The organism is bacterium, assembly GCA_021372515.1.
Lineage (GTDB): Bacteria > Gemmatimonadota > Glassbacteria > GWA2-58-10 > GWA2-58-10 > JAJFUG01.
This window is the reverse complement of record JAJFUG010000040.1, coordinates 24,673-43,495: the sequence shown is the minus strand read 5'-3', so window position 1 is coordinate 43,495 and position 18,823 is coordinate 24,673. Positions and strand designations below refer to the sequence as shown.

Here is an 18,823-nt window from a genome sequence, read left to right as displayed (position 1 = left end):
ACTCCGTAAACACTTAAGATTGACGCAGAGTCTCGGTTTGGACGAGTTTGCGGCCCCCGCTGGCTTTGCTGCTTTGGCCGAAACCAAAGCAGAAATGAGACGGTCAGCTTCAAACTGCAAGTTCCTAACCGGACATTGCTGAGGCAACCGGAAAGAAAAATAACACCAAACCCGCGTTAAATCAACAGGAGCCCGGTTTGAAGCTCTACAACCGCCATACGATATACGCCAGCGCGTTCCTGATGGACGTGGTGTACACTTTCGCCGTGGGCGCGGTGGCGGTCTACGCCATCGACCTGGGGGCCAGCGCGGTTGAGCTGGGTTACATCGGCGCGGTCTCGGCTTTCTTCTATGTGATCGCCAGCCTGAGCGGCGGCTATTTCAGCGACCGGCTCTCGCGCCGGAAAATGATACTGGTCACCTCGGTCCTGGCCGGGGTGTTCAGTTTCATGCTGTTCCGCTCGCGGACCGTGGCCCAGCTCGCGCTCAATTTCGGCCTGCTCTACGGTTGCCTGGGGTTCTACTGGCCGCCCATGCAGGCACTGCTGGCCGACAGCGGGCACCGCCGCAGCCTCATGTCGACCCTGGGTGCATTCTGCCTGAGCTGGAGTTTCGGCCTGTCGCTGGGGCACCTTCTCTGTGGCTACCTGACCCGCAGCAGCTCGGTCCTGCCGTTTCTCTGGTCCGTGTTCATCTGCGCGGCGATCCTGCTGATCAACACCCGTCTGTCCGACTCGGAGGGCCAGGCCAGGATGGGCAGCGCCGATTTTGTCTCGCGCTCCAGCGGTGACACTGCGAGGGCGCAGCTCTGGCGGCGGTTCCTCTACTGCGGCTGGCTGTCGAATTTCGCCTTGGTGTTCGTGATCGGCTCGATCAAAATGATATTCCCCAAGCTGGCCCTGGAGGTGGACCATCTGGACCGCACGGTGCTGGGCCTTCTGCTGGCCCTGATCCACGCCGGCCAGATGCTGATGTTCTGGATCGTCCGCCACTGGCACGGCTGGCAGTACAACCGCAGGATTTACCTTCTGTTCCAGATAGTCACCCTGCCCGGCACACTGCTGCTGGCCGTGACCGGCAACGTGGTCCTCTACGGCGTGGCGATGGCCCTGATCGGGGTCTCGGGCGGGTTCAGCTACACGGCCAGCATCTACTACAGCACCAGTTGCCCGCCGGGAAGCTCCAACCGCACCGGGGTGCATGAGTCGATGATCGGCCTGGGCTCGCTGGCCGGGCCGCTGGTCTGCGGCTACGTGGCCGGGGCCTGGAACCTTCACGCCCCCTACCTGGCCTGCGCGATAGTCATCCTGATGGTGATCGCCCTGCAGGCCTGGCTCCTCTACCGCCCCCTGAAACAGGAAGCCCCGTCAGCCGCAGCCGACAGGGCCTGATCCTGAATTTCTGACGAACTGTCTTTCAGTCCTCGTCCGACCCCACCGCTGCCAGCTCCGTCCCGTTCTCGCCCAGGCGCACACAACTGACCGAGTACTCCATCCCGGCGCGCATGCAGCCGTTGCAGCTTATGCTGTCGTAGGGTGCGAATTGCCCGGCGCGCCAGCGCGCGACCAGGTCCGGCGTGCGGATCAGCGGACGGCCCAGGGCCACCAGGTCGGCGTAGCCTTTCTGCAGCACCTCGCCCACCGCCTGGGGCGAGCGGACACCCCCGGCCACGATCACCGGCAGGCCGCTTGATTCTTTGATCTGCTGGGCCTGCTCCCGGAAATAGGCCTCTTTCTCGGGTTTGACAATCCGGGTGCGGGTGGGCCGCGCCCCGCTGACCGAGACGATGTCCACATCCGCCTCGGCCAGGAGCTGTGCTGTGATCTTGCTGTCCGACAGCGAGATGCCGTCCGGGGTGAAATCCTCGCAGTTGAGCCGGAAGATCAGCGGCATATCGGGCAGAGCGCGACGCACCCGCGCCACCACGTCCAGGGCCAGGCGCGCCCTCTGACGCGGCCCGCCGCCGTAGATGTCCGTGCGCTTGTTGTACATCGGGCTGAGAAACTCGCTGATTAAATAATGGTGCGCCCCGTGGATCTCCACGGCGTCGAAACCCGCCTCGGCCGCACGCTCGGCCGCCGCCCCGAAATCCTCGATCGCCTGGGCGATCTGGGCCCGGGTCATCGAGCGCATGATCCGCGCGTTGTTGCGGTTCAGCCTGCCGGCGCGCTCCACCTGGGTCTGCCCGGTGATCGCGATCAACGAGGGGCCGTATATCAGGCCCTCCGGGTTGTACTTGGGGTCGGCGTTCAGCCCGCAGTGGGCGATCTGCAGGCTGACCTTGTCCCCGCGGCCGTGCAGCATGCCGACCAGCTCCTTGAGGCCAGGGATGTGTTCATCGCTGGAGATACCCAGCATCCTGGGCACCGCCCGGCTGCCCGGATCGACAAAGGCAAACCCCGTTGCGATCATCCCCAGGCCCTGCCCGGCCAGTTTGCCGTAGAAATCGAGCATGGTCCGGGTGACAAAACCGTTTTCATCCGCCGTACCGCTCCACATCGGGGCGCGCAGCAGACGGCCCGCCAGCTTCAGCCGCTTGCACTCGAACGGCTCGAAAACCTCGGCGGGCAAGCTCTCAACCGATTCAGCCATACAGCCTCCCTCTCTCGCCTTGAATTGCATTCCTTTCCGGACAGCCGGGCCGGCCGGCTTACAGAGTCAAGCCCCCGGCTGCGTGTAGGCCTTGCGGATAGCCTCGAAACGCTCCAGGATGGGCAGGTGCTGCGGGCAGGCCGCCTCGCAGGAGCCGCACTCCGTGCAGCGATCGAGCTGGCTCAGGTCATCCAGCCCGTGGTGCCATTTCAGACGGTCGTACAGGCTCTCGCCCTGTTTAAGCACCATGTGGTTGTAGGATTCCATGAACTTGTGGACCTCGATTTCCTGCGGGCAGTCGCGGCAGTAGCGGCAACTGGTGCAGAGGCTGTCGAAAGAGACCTGGATCTGATCCTTGACCGTCTCAAGGTCGGGCCGCGGAGCGGACGGGTCCCAGGAGCGCCAGGCCTCGACCGCGCTGGCCACATCCTCCAGCGAGCGGAAACCCACCAGGGCCGCCGTGATCTGCGGGTGACGCCAGAGGAAGCCCAGGGCCGCCTGGAGCATGCTCTCTTTCCCGCTGCTGCGGATGAACCCGAAAGAGCCGGGGTTCTCAACAATCGTGCCGCCGCCCAGCGGGTTCATCACCACCAGGCCGATCCCGGCCTGCCCGGCCGCCTTGACCGCCGCCTCGCGGTAGGGGAAATTGATCGCGTTGTAGCCCAGGGTGACGCCCTCGAAGATGTTCTCGTCCAGGATAACCCGGATGTCCTCGCCCGGAAGGTGGGTGCTGAACACCAGGTGCTTGACCAGGCCCTCCTGCTTCGCCTTCAAAAGCTCGTCCACCGCGCCGCCGCGCTTGCGCGACTCCCAGCCCTCCAGGCTCAGGATGTACCAGCAGTGGTAGAAATCCAGGCTGTCCACGCCCAGTCGCTGGAGCGTGCGCTCAAGGTCGGCGCGCACGCCCTCGGCGCTGGGCTTGTTGGTCTTGGACGACAGGTAGAACGGCAGTCCACTGCTGCGCATCTGCCGCACCGCCGCCCCGACTATGTCCTCGCTCATGTCGGCGCAGTAGCCCGGCGCGGTGTCGAAATAGGTGATCCCGGCCTCGTGGGCGGCCAGCACCACCTCGGCCATTTTCTGCACGTTTTTCGGCTCGGCGAAACGCATCCCGCCGAAAGCCAGCCGGCTTATCATAAGCCCGGTCTTACCGTAGGAGGTGTACATCCACAGCACCTTTCCTTGATCGTTTTTCCGTTTGCACCAGTCTAAAGGGGACAGCCCGGCGCGCGCCGGGTCCCGTCTTGAACGGTCCTGTCATCCTGCGGCCGCTGGAAGCCAACTGCCGCAGCACGACAGATTTGAACTGGAATTCCTGCCTGTCCGCGGGCGGACCGCCTCCTATCGTCTTGACGGCCCGAAACACCGGAGGGTCTGCCATACCGCGCACGGGCAGTGTGGCACAACGATAAATTTAGTCGTTACCGCTCATTTTTTCAACTTTTCACTCCTCGGTCCGGCGGGCTTACCGGGCCTCAAATAATGCGAAAACAGACAGCGCCTTGAAAAGCGTGACCGGTTGTGTTAAGTTTGTCAAGTTATCAACCGGGAATAGTGACACTATCCACCCGCGCGGGACAGTCCCGCCGCGGCCGCTGCCCGAATCCGCATCAGAAGGCGCCAACTCTGTGAAAATAATTCTATCCGGCGGTGGGACCGGGGGGCACGTCTATCCGGCGCTCGCCATCGCCGAGGCGCTGCGGAAAGAGTTCCCGGACGCCGAATTCCTGTACGTGGGAGTGCGCGGCCGGGCCGAGGAGCAGATTGTCCCGGCCCAGGGATATTCCATCCGCTACGTGCGCGGGGTCGGGTTCGGTGGCAACCCTGTCGGCCTGAGCGGGCTCGTGAGCGCTGTTCAGCTCGGGGTTGGCCTTCTGCAGGCCTGCTTTATCCTGCTCCGGTTCAAGCCGGCGCTGGTGATCGGCACCGGCGGCTACGCCAGCGTGCCGGCGGTCCTGGCCGCGGTTCTGCTGCGCAAGCTGGGCCTTCTCGACTGCCGCATTTTCATCCACGAACAGAACTACTCTCCCGGCCGCTGGAACCGTCTGGTCGGACGCTGGGTGGACCGGGTCTGGGTCTCGTTCGAGGGCTCGATCCGCTTTTTCAACGGCGCGCGGGCCGAGTACACCGGCTATCCGGTGCGCGAGCAGATCGAGCCGGTGGCCAAGACCGCCGCCCGCCGCGAGCTGGGTATCAGCGACAGCGCCCGGGTGGTGCTGGCTTTCGGCGGCTCGCAGGGCGCCCGGACAATCAACCGCGCCCTGGTGGAGGCCCTGCCCGAGATACTGGCCGACCCGCGGGTGGAGGTGTTCCACGGCTACGGCGTGCAGCGCGGAGCGGCTTATGACGCAGCCCGGGACAACCGCTCACGGGTGGAGGCCCTGGGCCTTGAGAGCGGCTGTCTGGAGCGCTATCACGGCACCGACTATTTCCACGACATCCAGACCTATTACGCCGCCGCCGACCTGGTGATCTGCCGCGGCGGGGCGGGCACGCTGAACGAGGTCTGCCGCTGCGCCCGTCCCGCGGTGATCATCCCCAAGTCTAACCTGTCCGGCGAGCACCAGGTGGTCAACTCCCTGGCCCTGGCCCGCAGCGGCGCGGCCGAGGTGATCCTGGAGCACCCGGTGCTGGTGGGCGACCGGGCCGAGTCCCGGGTGAGCGCCCGCGAGCTGGCCGCCACCGTGCGCCGCCTGCTGTCCGATGACGCGGCCCTGGAGCGCATGAGCCAGGCCGCCCTGAAACTGAATGTCCGTCCCAATGTTGAGCGTTTCATCCGCTCCGTGCGCGAGGAGCTGGAGGGCAAGCGCCTGTCCGCTCCCACCCCGCCCGCCCGGGTGGAGGACAGCGTCTCAGGAGGCGAGGACCTGACCCGTCTGGCGTTCCTGCCGCCATCGCGCATGCTGGCCGTGGCCCAGAAAGCCGCAGCCGGACGGAGCAGCTCCGAGATCGCCTCCCATCCCCTGTCGCGCATCCTGCGATATTTTGCGGATGGCTATCTGGTGAGCCGGCGCTGGCAGGTGCGCAACATCGGGGTCAAGATGGCCGGAATCCTGCAGCACACCGAGCGCCGCGACAGCCTGCTCGAAATGGTCTCCGGGCGGCAGCCCGACCGCTGGTGGAAACGCCTGGCCGGTGGGGACTACCACCAGGTGGGGTTCATCCGCCGCAACGCCCTGACCTCGCTGGCCGCCCTGGGTCTCTGGGATGAGCGCCTGCGCGCGGTGCTGCTCCAGGCCCTGACCGGCGATCCCTATTACGAGGTTCGCTCCGAGGCGGCCCGGGCAGTGCTGAGCCTGTCTGAGAAAATCGGGCCGGATGAGGAACTGGCGGTCGCCCTGCAGGCAAACCTGGACCACCGCTCACCCGAGGTGCGCTGGTGCTGCCTGGAGGCGGCCGGTGCGGTGGCCCCGGGCGCCGATTCGATCCAGAACCTGGGCGACCTTCTGTACCACCCCAACTGGCGTATCCGCCAGGCCCTGCTGATGGCCCTGTCGCACATGCTGCACCGCGGCGTGGTGAAACCCGGCGACCCGATCCTGGAGCGCCTGGACCAGCTTATCCCCACCTGCACCGATTTCACGCCGACTTTCCCCCTTAAACGCTCGCTCAACGAGCTGAAAAACGGGGCCCGCCTGAGTAGCGGCATCTCAAGGGACAACCACCTGAGCCCGGAGAGCAAGACATGATCTACTACCTGGCCAAATATGTCCTCGAACCGCTCCAGGGTTTCGGCTGGCTGCGCCTGGTCTCGAGCTATGTCTCGTTCCGCTGCATCCTGAGCGCGATCACCGCGTTCGGGCTGATCCTTCTATTCGGCAACCGGGTGATCCGCTGGCTCTACCTCCAGGGCGCGCGGGACACGATTCACAACTACGGCATCCTGGACCCGGAGAGCAAGCGCGGCACCCCCACCATGGGCGGGGTGTTGCTGATCGGTTCGCTCTTCATCTCGATCCTGCTCTGGAACGACCTGCTGAACCCGTTCGTGCACTGGATCACCGCGGCCATGCTCTGGTTCGGCGGGATCGGTTTTTTCGACGACTACCAGAAAATGCGGCACCAGGACAGCCGGATGGGCCTGAGCCAGAAGAAAAAACTCGCCCTGCAAACCCTGTTCGCGCTGCTGTTCATGGCGGCTTTCCTGTCCCGGGGTCTCAGCCCCCTGAGCTCCGACCGGGTCCACCTTCTGCAGGGCCTGGCCGGCCTGGACCCGGAGCACTACAAGTTCATGCTACAGGTGCCGTTCCGCAAGTTCCCGGTGCTGGACCTCTCCTGGCTCTACCTGCCGTTCGGCGTGTTCGTGATCCTGGCGATCAGCAACTCGGTCAATTTTTCGGATGGGCTGGACGGGCTGGCGATAGTGCCAGCCACTCTGACCGCCGGGGTCTATGGCCTCTTCGCCTACGTGATCGGCAACTCGATCCTCGCCGGCACCCTGCTTTTCACCCACATCGTGGGCAGCGCCGAACTGTCGATCATCCTGTCGGCGCTGGTGGGCGCAGGCCTGGGGTTCCTCTGGTTCAACGCCTACCCGGCCCAGATTTTCATGGGTGACACCGGCTCGATGGCCCTGGGAGGAGTGCTGGCCGTGGCCTCGATCATGCTCAAGCAGGAGCTGCTGTTCCTTCTTGCCGGCGGCATTTTCGTGATCGAGGGCGCATCGGTTCTGATCCAGGAAAAGCTGGGCATCGGCGTGCTGGGGCGGCGCATTTTCCACCGCGCCCCCATACATCACAATTTCCAGCATTTCGGCATCGCGGAGACCAAGGTGGTGGTCCGGTTCTGGATCATCGGGATCATCCTGATGCTGATCAGCCTGGCCACGATAAAGATCCGCTGAGCATGAGCGGCGCACCCCGCATCCGCTCGCTCCTTCGCGAGACCGCCCTCTACGGCATCCCGGGGGTGGTCTCCCGCAGCATGGGCCTCCTGCTGCTGCCCGTGCTGACCAATGTCCTGCCTCCCGACCGTTTCGGCAACCTCAAGCTCACCTACGTGCTGATCGGCCCGATCCTCCTTTTCATGGTCTTCGGCATGGGCACCTCGCTGGTGCGCCACCTTATCGGGGCCGAGGAAAAGGAGAACGTGTTCAGTACACATTTCTGGCCGCTGTTCATTGTCAGTACGATCCTGGCGGCGCTGACCGCGCTGGCGGCCGGTCCGATAGCCCAATCCTATTTCTCGAAAAGCCTCCCCGGCGATGAGATGCTGATCCGCCTGGCCGCGGTCATCCTCTGGTTCGACGCCATGACCACCCTGCCCTACAGCCTTCTGCGCGCCGAGAACCGGCCCTGGCTCTACCTGGCCGGGATGCTCAGCTCCACGTTGGTCTACGCCGCTCTGACCATGCTGCTTCTGGGCAAGCTGGGCTGGGACGTGGAGGGGGTGCTGGTGGCCAACGCCGCGGGCAGCGCCACTTCGTTCGTCCTGTTCCTGCCGGTGTTCAAGCGCTACCTGCGCCTGCGGTTCGACCGCGCCACCTTTGCGATCTACTTCGCTTTCGGCTTCCCGATCATTTTCTCCAGCCTGGGCAAGACCGTGCTCGACCTGGCCGACCGCCTGATCCTCGACCGCCTGCGCGGCCCGGAGGTGGTGGGCTACTACAGCGCGGGCTACCAGATCGGGGCGCTGTCGAACCTGGCGGTGGCGGCTTTCACCATGGCCTGGAAACCGTTCCTGGTGCGGGTGAGCACGGAGCCCGACTCGGAGCGCACCTACGCCCGGGTAATGACTTTCAGCCTGGTGCTGCTCTGCTGGATGACAGTGGCCATCTCGCTTCTGGCCGGCGAGATCGTGCGCCTCAAGTTCTTCGGATTCAGCCTGGTGGGCGAAAAGTACTGGCAGGGGTTGATCGTGGTGCCGGCGGTCATGGCCTCGTACATTTTCTACGGGGCCTATGTCAACCTGAGCGTGGGCTGCGACCTGCGGCGCAAGACCCACTACTACGCCTGGACCACCGGGGCGGCGGCGGCGCTCAACGTGGCGGCCTGTTTCGTGCTGATCCCCTCCTACGGCATGATGGGCGCGGCCTGGGCCACGCTGGTGGCCTATGTATTCCAGGCGGCCCTTCTTTACTGGCTCTCCCAGCGTATCTATCCCATCCGCTACGAGTGGAGCCGTATGGTCCGGCTGGGGTTGCTCAGCCTCGGGTTCTACTGGCTGGCTCTCCTGAGCGGGGCCGGGTTCACGCTGAAAATCACTCTGATCGCGCTATACAGCCTGGCCCTCTTCGCGTTCCGGGTCCTCGACTGGCGCAGTCTGCGCTCGATAATGCCGCGGCCCCGCCGCTGAGCCGCGCGCCCTCCCGCCCGGAGTTGATTAATTCACGGCCGTGAATTATCTTTCTTTCCCGCACAACTCGAAACTACAGGCTGATTTGTCTTGAAGTCACCGCGCCCGGTGCCGTTCCGGGAGGACGATCTAACATCTGCAAGCGGAGGAAACATGGAAATGCTCAACTCGGCGGCCGGAATGTTCGGCCTGGCGTTGCCCCTGGTGCTGGTGCTGGGTTGCTGCGGCGCGGGCGACAAGAGCGCTCCGCAGGCAGCGGCCCCGCGCACGGTGAGCGTGGCCCAGTCCGGCCAGGCGGATGTGATCGGCACGGACAACACGGCCCTGCAGAAAGCCGCCGACATGCTGCGCCCGGGCGACACCCTGTCGATAGGCGCGGGCCAGTGGACCATGGAGGACAAACTGGTCATTCCGGTCTCCAACGTGACAGTCCGCGGGGTCAAGGGCCAGACCGTGCTGTTCAAGAGCGCGGGAGTATCCTCCAAGGTGATCGACTGCGGCGACTACGGCGAGCGGGTGCTGGTGGTGGCCGAGCCTGGCAAGTTCAAGGTGGGCATGGGGATCACGGCGCAGGATGACACTCACGCCAGCGGCTGGGATGTCACGGTGACCACGATCCAGGCCATAGTCGGCGACACGCTCAAAATCGAGCCCTACACTGTGCGCGATTACGATTACGAGACAGGCAACTCGATGGTGGAAAACAAGTTCCCTGTCCTGACCGCCTACGGGCAGACTGGCCTCGCCATCGAGGATATCACAGTGGACGGCAACCGCGAGGGCGGCACGGGCTATATCGACGGGTGCCGGGGCGGCGGAATCTATCTCTACGACTGCCGCAACTGCGTGATCCGCGGCTGCGAGGTGCGCAACTATAACGGCGACGGCATCTCGTTCCAGATCACGGACAATATCAAAGTGCTGGACTGCGAAAGCCACCACAATTTCGGCTACGGGGTGCATCCCGGCACGGGCAGCCCCAACGCCGAGATCAGCGGCTGCCATTTCCACCACAACGACCAGATCGGGTTCTTCCTCTGCTGGCGCGTCCGCTACGGCAAGTTCAGCAACAATGTCATCGAGAACAACGGCCAGTACGGTATCTCGATCGGCCACAAGGACACCGATAACCTGTTCGAGGGCAACACGATCCGGGGTAACGGCATCTGCGGGGTGATTTTCCGCCAGGAGACCGAGAAGCTGAGCGGCCACCGCAACGTGTTCCGCGGCAACACGATCGCCGATAATGGCGGCCCGCAGGCGGGCTACGGGGTGTACGTGGAGGCCCCGGCGCACGATCTGGTGTTCGAGAGCAACACCATCGAGGAGACCCGCACGGGCGCCGAGGCGGCCCAGCAGTGGGGTATCTGGGTGAGCAAGGCCGCCGGGCCGGTCAAGAGCGAGGGCAACACGTTCCGCGGCAACCTGCAAGGTGATTTGTTCGAGCAGAAATAGGAAGCATTCGCAGATTTAGATAGAATGAAAAGGGGCACGGTGCACCGTGCCCCTTCATTTTTCTTCACGCTTCTACCCAAGTATTTCCAACCACATCTCATCCCTTCGCGCCCAGCCTTTCGAGCAGCGCCGCTCTCGCCTCCTCGCGGTCATCGAGATGGACCTTACCGGTCGAAAGGATCTGGTAGTCCTCATGGCCCTTGCCGGCCAGAAGGAGAGCGTCCCCGGAGCACATCCGGGCCACAGCCTTGCGGATCGCGGCGCGGCGGTCGGGCTCCACGATGAACTGCTCGCCCTCGCGCCCGCCGGCCTGCACTGCTCCGGCCACGATCTGCTCGATTATCTCAGCCGGGGATTCACTGCGCGGGTTGTCCGAGGTGATGACCGTGAAATCGGCCATGCGGACCGAGAGCTGGCCCATGGCCCCGCGCTTCAGACGGTAGCGGCAGCCCCCGCAACCGAACAGGCTCACCAACCGTCCCTGGGTGTGCTCGCGCGTGGCGGCCAGCGCCTTTTCCAGGGCATCCGGCGTGTGGGCGTAGTCCACCAGGACCCGGAAATCCTGCCCGGCCTCCACCCGCTCCATCCGTCCCGGCACTGGCTGCAGCCTGGGCAGGGCCGCCTGGATCGAATCCACCGGCACCCCCAGGGCCAGGGCCACTCCAGTCGCCGCGGCAATATTCTGCGCATTGAACCGTCCCATCAGGGCCACCGTGGCCCCGATCCGCCGTCCGAACACCTCCAGCTCCAAGGCCGCACCCTCGAACAGCGGGGTCCAGCTCAGAATACGCACATCGCTTTTCTCGCGCTCGCCGTAGCGGATCACCGGCCCTTTCATCTGTGCGGCCAGGCGCTCGCCGTAGGGGTCGTCCCAGCCGATCACCGCCCGCCCCTGGGCGCCCAGACCCTGGAACAGGATACTCTTGGCCTGGAAATAGTGCTCCATGTCCGGGTGGTAGTCCAGGTGGTCCGGGGTGAGGTTGGTGAACACCCCCACCTGAAAATCCAGCCCGTGGCTACGTTTCTGCGACAGTCCGTGCGAGCTGACCTCCATCACCGCGGCCTTGCAGCCGTTTTCCAGCATGCGGGCCAGGCGGCTCTGGATGTCGTTCGACTGAGGTGTGGTAAGCTCCGCAGTCTCGATCTGGTCCGGCCCCATGATATTCTGCACCGTACCCAGAAGGCCGCAGCTCAGGCCCTCGTGCCCGAGGAGCTGGCGCACCAGGAACGTGATCGTGGTCTTGCCGTTGGTGCCGGTCACCCCGATCAGCGGGAAACGCCTGGAGGGATGGCCGTAGAACTCGGCCGCGGCCAGGGCCAGGGCCTCACGGGTGTCCGGGGTCACATACTGCTCCAGCGGGCAGTCCGGGACAAGGTGTTGCACCACCGCGGCCACCGCGCCGCGCTGCCGGGCGTCTTGCAGGTAAGCGTGGCCATCCGTGCTCTCGCCGGCCAGGGCGAAAAACAGGTCGCCGGGACGGATTCGTCGGCTGTCCGCGCTCATCCCGCCGACCTCCACCCCTGCCGCGCACACGCCGGGACGGGCCGGCACGGCCCCGGCCGCGCCCAGAATCTGAATCAGCCTCAATGGACCCCTCCTCTGACATTTTGGCGAACACTGAAACAGAGAACAGGTTTTACAATTTATCGCTTTTATGGTTCCGGCGAAAGGAGGATATCCAGCGGGATCCGTGACTACCTGCTGTATGTACTGCGTAGTGGCACTGCACGCCGGGCCACTACAGACGATCTTACGGATCGATCTTTTCTGCGGAAGATCGAATGCTGAGATCAGGTCTTGAGCTCTTTCTTACGCGCCGCCGGGAACAGCAGGTTGTTCAGGATCAGACGGTAGCCCGGCGAATTCTTGTGCAGTTCGAGTTGGGTCGGCGGGTCGCCGATACGGTGCTCGGGGTCCTCGGGGTCGTGCCCGCCCAGGAAAGTCCAGGCCCCCTGGCCGTAGTTGCCGTGGATGTACTTTACCCAGGGCTTGCCCTCCTCGTAGCCCAGAACCGTGTCGGAATCCTTGAGCACGGCGCGGTTGAAGCTGGTGGACTGGCCGTAGAAATCCTTCAGGTAATCCACGTGGTCCTGGATCAGGAGCGAGGGCACGGGGTCGTACTTGGCCGCGAACTGGAAAAGCTGGAAATAGCCCAGTTCCTTGCGCAGGGGCGGATTGTTCACCTGGTGCCCGTCGATGTCGGAGAACGAGTTGACCGACGGGTCCAGCTCGACACGGAAATCCTTGAAAGCCATCGTTTTGCTGAAATCCAGCTTGCTCTGCGCCGCCGGGTCCACCCCATCGCCGTCCGCCTGCGGCCCCACGATATCGGTTTCGCCCGCGGCCAGGGCGATATCCAGCGTCTCCGCAGCCAGGCACATGGCGAACAGGAATCCGCCCTGGCGCACGTAGTCGGCGATACGGCGGGCCACGGCGTGCTTGAGCTGCCAGACTTTCTGGAAACCCATCGCGCGCGCCGCCTCCTGGCTCTGAGTGACCTCCTCTTGCAGCCAGGGGCGCTCGGCGTAACCGTTGTAGAAACGGCTGAACTGGCCGGTGAAATCCTCGTGGTGCAGGTGCAGCCAGTCGCAGCCCTCCAGCCCGTCCTTGAGCATATCCTCGTCCCAAACCTTCTTGTAGTCCACCTCGGCGTAAGTCAGGGCCAGGGTTACGGCATCGTCCCAGGGCGAGGTGTTGGGCGGGCTGTAGACCGCCACACGCGGGGCTTTCTCCAGCAGCATCACATCCATGTTGGAGCTTTCGATCTGCTGGTGGATCGCCAGCACCTCATCCGGCCCCACGCCCTGGAAAGTCACGCCCATCCGGCGGGCCTCGTTGCGGAACGCCTCGTGGTCCTCGAACAGGAACGAGCCGCCGCGGTAGTTGAGCAGCCATTCCACGTTAACCCCGGCCTTGAGCACTTTCCAGGCCAGGCCGTAGGCCTTGAGGTGGTCGTTCTGGCTCAGGTCCATGGGTACCAGGATTTCGGCCCTGAGCGGCACGGCGAGGAGCAGACAGCCCAGCAGGAAAGCCGGAAGCGCCTTGATGCACAACTTTAGCTGACACACATTATTTCTATTAATATCAATCGAGTATCGCATCACAGTTTCGGTTCCTCCAGGCTGCGCAGCAGCCGTCGCGCCTCCGGTGTGACCACCCCCTCGGGCCGGTTCAACACGATGTTCTCCAGGTGACGGCGCGCCCCCTCCCGGTCTCCCAGAGACTCAAGCAGCAGGACCGACAGACGCAGCTCCACCTCAGCCGAAAGGTAATGCTGCGGTGAGGCGGCCAGAAGGTCCTCGTAAACCTTCGCGGCCAGCGGGTATTGGCCGGCGCGCTCGTACATGCGGGCCATCTGGTTGCCCACCCGGATATGGCAGGTGGAGTCGCCCGCCGCCTCCAGGGCCTGCTGGAACATGACAGTCGCCTCGGCCAGCTTTCCCGCGGCCTCGCGGTGCAGGGCCCCGGCCAGCAACTGCGTGACCTGCCCCTTGGGGCTCGGGTCGTTGCGGATGAGCCAGGAGCGCTCGATGGCCTCGTTGGTGGCGGGACGGTTGAGGCTGAGTCGGGCGAAAGACTGGTACAGCGAGTCCGCGCTCTCCAGCCGGCCAGTGAAAAACTGCACATCCGCTTTCAGGCGGAACAGCTCGGCCTGGTTGGCGGTCTCCAGGGCGGGTGTGGCCAACAGTTCATCGCACAACCGGCCTGCTGCATCGAGGCTGTCCAGGTGGATGAAACTGTCGAGGATTTTCAGCTTGGCCGGCCAGTTGGCCGCCTGACGGTCGGGGTTGCCGGCCTCGAGCTGACGGTAGCAGTCCAGGGCCAGGCCGGGCTGGTCCAGATGTCCCAGGTAGAGCTCGCCCAGACGGTTCAGGGCTTCGAAGCGCAGGGGCGAGGGCGGATCGAGACGGCTCAGGGCCAGGAGAGAGCGCTCCTGGTCACGGTAACGCTCCATCCGGCCGTAAATGTCCGCCTGCCCGAACATCACCCGGTCATGCCCCATCAGCTCCAGACGGTCCGCCAGGCTGTAAGCCTGCAGGGCGATGTCCCAGCGTTCGAGTTTCAGCGCCCGCCCGATGAAAATGGCCACCAGATTGACCGAGGCCGGCTTGGCCGAGTCCTGCGCCATTTTCTCCAGCAGGGCGAAGGCTTTCTGCTCCTCGCCGCGGGTGAGAAGGACATCCAGCAGAAGTCGTCCGTACTGGTCCCGCAGCTCGTCACCGGACTTGTCCAGACGTTTTTCCAGGTTGGAAGCCACCAGGCGGCTGCCGCTGTCGCCGCTGTCGAGGACCCGGTACAACAGGCGCTGGAGCGAGGTGAAATTGGTGCGGTCGGCCTCGAACAGTGCGAACGCCTCCTCCAGGGCCCGGTCGTAGCGTCCCTGGTCGATCAGGAGGTCGGACATTTCGAGGCGATAGAGAGTGGGGTCGTTAAGACGGCTGCGCCCGCGCTCGAGCAGTGCCAGCGCGGGAGCCGAAAGTCCGAGGCTGCGGTATCTGCGTCCGATCTGGCGATAGGTGTCCGCCTCGGGCGGCGCAGCGACGAGGAAACGCTCCACACACGCGTGCAGACTGTCCTCGAGGCCCAGGTCGGACAGGGCCTGCATGAAGATCACCAGGGCCTCCACCTGTCCCGGATCACGATTGTAGGCCTCGACCGCGAGCTTCATGAACTGGGCCTGCATGCCACTCTTTTCGCAGAGGGCCTGGATTATCTCCAGCACCCGCAGGTCCTGGCTGTACTGCATCAGCAGGTCGAGGGCCTGGTCCACCTGGCCGCTGCGCTCCAGGGACTGGGCGATCTGGCGCAGGCTGGAGAGCATCCCGTCATCTATGCGCCCGACAGCCGGGTTCTGGGCCTGAGCCGCTCCCGCGGCTGTCAACACGGCGAAAGCCAGGGCGCACGCCCAGGCCCGCAGCCGTGCCGAAGCTGAAACGAATCTATTCACGCGCCCTCTCGGGTCTGAACGCCACTCTTGAGCCGGGACACATCCCCGCCGAACATTCCAGCCTCCCGAACACGGGTGGCGACTGTTAAAACCCGAAAGCGGAGCAGTTGTTCCGCTCTCACTTGGCCGGGCGGAACTTGTCGAGCAGCGAGATGCCGTTCTCGTAATCGTAGTAAGTCTGAATCATCAAAGAGATAAGCGAGCGTCGGTAGCCGAGGTAGGCCTCCAGGAAATTCGTCTCGGTCTGCCGCTGGCGGCTTATCATCTGGAAAACGTCCTGCAGCGAGATAATTCCGTCATGGTACTGCTTCAGGCCCTGATCGCTGATGTCCTGCACCAGGTCGGCGCTCTCTTTCATGTTCAGTGCGCGGGTCTGGTACTCGTTGAGATTGGTCACGGCGTTGATGATATTGGAACGGATGTTGTTCCGGGTCTCCTCGATGTACATCTCGGTGGAGCGGACCGAAATCTCGTAGGCCTCGATCTGGGCCTTGCGGCGGCCCCAGTCCCAGATCGGCACGTAGGCGTTGAGCGAGACCGAGTAACTGCCGTCGTACTCGTTCCAGATCTTGGTGATATCCTCTTTCTGCTTTTCCAGTCCGTAGGTCATTTCGAGGTTCACGTGGAAAGCATCCCAACCCTTGGAGTTGTTTAGTTCGATCTCGTTCTTGCGCTTGTCGATGGTCAGGCGGCGCAGTCTGGGGCTGAGGTTGTAGCCGTACTCCACCGCCTGTTCCGGGTTGACATCCATCTGGTTGATCACCACCAGCGGCTCCACCACCACCGAGTCCTCGATGGACAGTTGCAGACGCTGCTTGATCTGGGCCGACTCCTGGCGTATCTGGCTCTGGTTGCGGAACAGGGTTTCGCGGGCGTTGGCCAGCTCGACTTTCACCTGCGCCACCTCGATGGCCCGGTTCTTGTCCCCGGCCACCAGTTCCTCGGTCAGCTCGAGGAGGCGTTCCAGGTTGTGCACCTCGTTGTTGAAGATATCTTCCTTGTAGACCACCTCGAACAGGTCGTAGTAGTCATCCGCCACATCGTCGATCAGCCCGGCGCGGTCCACAACATAGTTCAGCTCGCTGCTCTCCAGGTCCAGCTCGGCATCCTCGATATTGTTCTTCAGGCTGTTGGGCAGGAAAAAAGGCTGCTCGAACTTGACATAATAGCGATTGTAGTAATCGACATCGTCTGCGCCGTCCTCCTGCAGATACCGGTATATCTTGTTGTTGAGCGACAGGTAGCCGTTGGTCGGATAGCCGAACAGCAGCACCGGCTGGCGCACCGAGAGGTCCATCTGCCACAGTGAGGTGTTCTCGTGGACAATCTCGTCTTTCTGCAGCGTACTGTTCCACTTGGTCTCGGAGACAGCCTTGATCTCGGGAGCCTGCAGGTTCATGTACACTTTGGATTTCAGCGAGGCCTGGCGGGATTTCAGGAAATATCGGGTGCGTTCGATACCCATCTCCAGCTGCTTGATCCGGTAGCTGCCGCCCATGGCTATATCCACGGCCGAATCGAGGTTCAGGCGGATGATTTCCTTGGCCCCCAGCGGTGCGGCGACTGACACATACAGGCACAACAGCATGATCGCAAACGCGGCGGCAGGCGGCGCTGTCATTTTGCTTTTGATTGTTTCCAGCATTTTCAGCTCCTTGTTTACCCTGTCATTTTTGCTCGTTCGATCCTTTTCGCCATATGACGATATTCTATCACATCAGGCTTTGGGTTTCAATCCCGGAAGGAGGCAGCCGAACAGGCCGAGGTCGCGGACCAGGACCTGCCAGGCCGGGGTGTGCGCCCCGCCGAAACAGCCGCAGTCGAACTGAAGGCCGCGCGCGATATTGAACCCCACGGCCAGGATGAATACTCCGGTCAGAACGAGCAAAATGCCGGAGGCAGGCAGGCGCAACCGCCCGGCCAGAAGCAGCAGCCCGCCGCATAGCTCGAGCCAGGGCATGACCATGGCCACGGCGTTGATCGCATACCAGGGCAGGATTTGGTAATTGTCCACCGCGCGGGCGAATTCGAGCGGGGCGACAACCTTGTGCAGCGAAGCCGCCACGAAAACGAGCCCTACCGCCCGCAGGGCGAACGCGGCCAGCCGCGGGCTCAACCCTCCGGCCAAGGCCCGCCAGGCGACAAACAGCCCCAGGGCCAGGGCCAGCAGGTCCAGGACCAGCCAGAGCCAGGCCGGGGCCAGACGGCTGAAATCCAGGGCCCGTCCGGCTTTGTCCACAGCCGCGGCCGCAGTCCCCGAATTCCCGGTCTCCACTGTCAGCCCCTGCTGCGCCCACTGGCCGAAACCGCCGGTGTAGATGAATATCCTGCGGTAACCCACCTCCTGCAGCGACTGGGCCAGGAAACGGCTGTCCTCGCAGTCCTGGCCGGTGCAATAGACCAGCAGCGGTGTGTCGAGCGTCAGGCTGTCGAGGAGGCCGGGCAGATAGCTGTCCAGCTCGTACACGTGGCAGAGCCGGGCGCCGGGAAGGTGCCCCTGGACGTACTGCTCCGGATCGCGGGCATCCAGGACCGCGCCGGCGTGCGACTCGACAAAAGCGCGCGCCGTCTCCAGGCCGACCAGGTGGATGCCATCCGTGAGGTCCAGACTGTCGCTGAGCGGTAAATCGACCTTCTTGTAACGCTCATCCAGCAGGGGTATCCCGCGCAGGGTCAAAGAAATGCCACCCAGGACCACTCCCAGCAGCACGAGCGCCAGCATCCCCCTCAACAGCCCTTTTCGGCCCCTCGGCATCTGTCCTCGCACCTGATTCTGCTCCTTCATCCGGCTTTCGAGCCGGCGCCTCCCGATCGATAATCGTTGCAAGGCTAAGGTAGCAAGCGTGCGTCAATTATTCAAGTTCTTATTGTGCATGAAACAAAAAAACCGCGGGCGCCCAGCGGGGCCCCCGCGGTGTCCGTCCGTGCGGTGGAATACAAGACTATCTTGACTTACATTGCCTTGTCGAAATTCACCTTAACCCATGGTCACATATTGGCTCCGCTCGGACCGAGATTACATCGGGTCAATTGTCTCCGCCGCCGGGGATCTCGGCGCCGCCGAATCCGCCACGGGCATGCTCGCGGCTCCACTGCTCGTGTTTCTTGCGCTGTTCCTCAGTGAGAAGCTTATCGAATTTCTCGCGGAAATCCCCGCCGATCTCGCGCATCGTGTCCCGCATCGCCATCCGGTCGACTTTCCCGTCCTTCATCTGCCCGAACAGGCTCTTGACTTTGTCCTGACGGTCCTTGAACAGCGCGCGGGCCTCTTTCAACTGTTTCTCATCCAGGCCGAGGTACTTGATCATCTCCTCGAACTGCTTTTCCATCTCTTTCTGCCGGTCATCGATGCTCAGGCGCTTGCCGTCGCGCATGCCGCGCATACCCTCGCCGCCTCCCTGCGCCAGAACAGTCTCCCCCGCCTGGGACGACCCGGCCCCGGCCCTCACCCCGCACAACGGCGCCAGTACAAGCGCGGTCAGCACCAGCCAGAAGCGTGTCCTTGCCATTGTCCCCTCTCCACCGGTCCGTTC

At 63.7% G+C, this 18,823-nt stretch carries 13 protein-coding genes; 5 read left to right on the top strand and 8 right to left on the bottom strand.

What is annotated here, in order from left to right; all coding sequences use genetic code 11:
- The first annotated feature begins 197 nt into the window (after positions 1–197).
- Positions 198–1,391, top strand: a complete 1,194-nt coding sequence (locus LLH00_03965; protein MCE5270418.1) for an MFS transporter — start codon at positions 198–200, stop codon at positions 1,389–1,391.
- Between the two features lie 25 nt (positions 1,392–1,416).
- On the opposite strand, the gene LLH00_03960 is transcribed toward LLH00_03965, so the two are convergent.
- Both LLH00_03960 and LLH00_03955 read right to left on the bottom strand, forming a co-directional pair.
- Positions 1,417–2,592, bottom strand: a complete 1,176-nt coding sequence (locus LLH00_03960) for an NADH:flavin oxidoreductase (protein MCE5270417.1) — start codon at positions 2,590–2,592, stop codon at positions 1,417–1,419.
- 66 nt (positions 2,593–2,658) lie between these two features.
- Positions 2,659–3,759 carry an aldo/keto reductase gene (locus LLH00_03955; GenBank protein ID MCE5270416.1) on the bottom strand — a complete coding sequence of 367 codons (1,101 nt, stop codon included), beginning with the start codon at positions 3,757–3,759 and terminating at the stop codon, positions 2,659–2,661.
- Between the two features lie 461 nt (positions 3,760–4,220).
- Between LLH00_03955 and LLH00_03950 the strand changes: the two genes are divergently transcribed.
- The 4 genes from LLH00_03950 (at position 4,221) to LLH00_03935 (ending at position 10,341) form a co-directional block, all read left to right on the top strand.
- Positions 4,221–6,281, top strand: coding sequence for a glycosyltransferase (locus LLH00_03950; protein MCE5270415.1), 2,061 nt, complete (start codon positions 4,221–4,223; stop codon positions 6,279–6,281).
- Positions 6,278–7,435: a phospho-N-acetylmuramoyl-pentapeptide-transferase gene (gene mraY / locus LLH00_03945; protein ID MCE5270414.1), complete on the top strand. Its 1,158-nt coding sequence runs from the start codon at positions 6,278–6,280 to the stop codon at positions 7,433–7,435. Before LLH00_03950 ends, mraY begins: the two co-directional genes overlap by 4 nt.
- Positions 7,436–7,437: 2 nt before the next feature.
- The gene (locus tag LLH00_03940; GenBank protein ID MCE5270413.1) at positions 7,438–8,886 is read left to right on the top strand and encodes an oligosaccharide flippase family protein; all 1,449 of its coding nucleotides are present in this window, start codon (positions 7,438–7,440) and stop codon (positions 8,884–8,886) included.
- A gap of 153 nt (positions 8,887–9,039) precedes the next feature.
- Positions 9,040–10,341, top strand: coding sequence for a right-handed parallel beta-helix repeat-containing protein (locus LLH00_03935; GenBank protein ID MCE5270412.1), 1,302 nt, complete (start codon positions 9,040–9,042; stop codon positions 10,339–10,341).
- A 97-nt stretch (positions 10,342–10,438) separates the two neighbouring features.
- Here the strand turns inward: LLH00_03935 and LLH00_03930 are convergent, their stop codons facing one another.
- The 6 genes from LLH00_03930 to LLH00_03905 form a co-directional block, all read right to left on the bottom strand.
- Positions 10,439–11,929 carry a UDP-N-acetylmuramoyl-L-alanyl-D-glutamate--2,6-diaminopimelate ligase gene (locus LLH00_03930; GenBank protein ID MCE5270411.1) on the bottom strand — a complete coding sequence of 497 codons (1,491 nt, stop codon included), beginning with the start codon at positions 11,927–11,929 and terminating at the stop codon, positions 10,439–10,441.
- 203 nt (positions 11,930–12,132) lie between these two features.
- Positions 12,133–13,314: an asparagine synthetase B gene (locus LLH00_03925; protein ID MCE5270410.1), complete on the bottom strand. Its 1,182-nt coding sequence runs from the start codon at positions 13,312–13,314 to the stop codon at positions 12,133–12,135.
- A 128-nt stretch (positions 13,315–13,442) separates the two neighbouring features.
- A complete protein-coding gene (locus LLH00_03920) occupies positions 13,443–15,290 on the bottom strand; it encodes a hypothetical protein (GenBank protein MCE5270409.1) in 1,848 nt (615 codons plus the stop codon).
- A 118-nt stretch (positions 15,291–15,408) separates the two neighbouring features.
- Positions 15,409–16,935 carry a TolC family protein gene (locus tag LLH00_03915; protein MCE5270408.1) on the bottom strand — a complete coding sequence of 509 codons (1,527 nt, stop codon included), beginning with the start codon at positions 16,933–16,935 and terminating at the stop codon, positions 15,409–15,411.
- Positions 16,936–17,007: 72 nt separating this feature from the next.
- Positions 17,008–18,045: a hypothetical protein gene (locus LLH00_03910; protein MCE5270407.1), complete on the bottom strand. Its 1,038-nt coding sequence runs from the start codon at positions 18,043–18,045 to the stop codon at positions 17,008–17,010.
- 271 nt (positions 18,046–18,316) lie between these two features.
- Positions 18,317–18,799: a hypothetical protein gene (locus tag LLH00_03905; protein MCE5270406.1), complete on the bottom strand. Its 483-nt coding sequence runs from the start codon at positions 18,797–18,799 to the stop codon at positions 18,317–18,319.
- Positions 18,800–18,823 lie beyond the last annotated feature (24 nt).